Genomic DNA, 714 nt, shown 5'->3' with positions numbered 1-714 from the left:
CATAACGCCGCATTAAGGTGTGAGCAACGCTACCACGAAACTAAACCATACCACCATAAACACGAAACCCAACGATGGAACGAAAAATGCCATGCGTTGGGAATCACTCTTAAATGCTTTGTTAGCCGTTTAGTTTGAAGTGTGGTGATGAGCTACATTTTCAAGCCTTTCAGCTAGCCAAATCTTGATAATCGACTGTCGTGTTACACCTACTCGGCTAGCTTCACGATCTAGTGAATCTAACATCCATGCAGGGAAATCAACATTTACCCGTTTCTGCTTTTGCATTGGACGCTTAACTTTAGATAAATCTAGATCACCTAAAATGTCATCGTCACTTTCAAACTTAGCATCAAACTCATGCGCTTTCATATAAGTTCACCTCCGCTTTACGTGAACGTCTGACTGAAATGATCCTAATATTTAATCCACGGTATGTAATGACGCCAGACCAATGCTTACCATTTAACATGCCGATGACCAAATACCTAGGTTCATCACTTGTGTTTGCAGGGATCTCGATAAGATCTGAGTCATTCCACAAACCTTGAGCTGTATAGAAATCAATTCCATGTTTCTCAAAATTTGACCTGCTTTTATTTTCATCAAATTCGAATTTCTTCATGAGTAAAACTTATATCCTTTTTACTCATTTTGCAACTTACAGTTTAGCTAATGATTGTGGAAACGGCTAACGCCGCGTTAAGGGGTGAG

General features: G+C 39.8%; 2 protein-coding genes. Both read right to left on the bottom strand.

Going from position 1 to position 714, the window contains the following annotated elements:
- Window positions 1-129: 129 nt before the first annotated feature.
- Window positions 130-372: a hypothetical protein gene (locus FKQ60_RS17330; RefSeq protein WP_038176351.1), complete on the bottom strand. Its 243-nt coding sequence runs from the start codon at window positions 370-372 to the stop codon at window positions 130-132.
- Window positions 359-625, bottom strand: a complete 267-nt coding sequence (locus tag FKQ60_RS17325; RefSeq protein ID WP_170905775.1) for a BrnT family toxin — start codon at window positions 623-625, stop codon at window positions 359-361. Before FKQ60_RS17325 ends, FKQ60_RS17330 begins: the two co-directional genes overlap by 14 nt.
- Window positions 626-714 lie beyond the last annotated feature (89 nt).

Origin of the sequence: Vibrio sp. A11 (assembly GCF_013048705.1) — a bacterium.
GTDB classification, from domain to species: domain Bacteria; phylum Pseudomonadota; class Gammaproteobacteria; order Enterobacterales; family Vibrionaceae; genus Vibrio; species Vibrio metschnikovii.
This window is presented reverse-complemented; position numbering and strand designations above follow the sequence as displayed.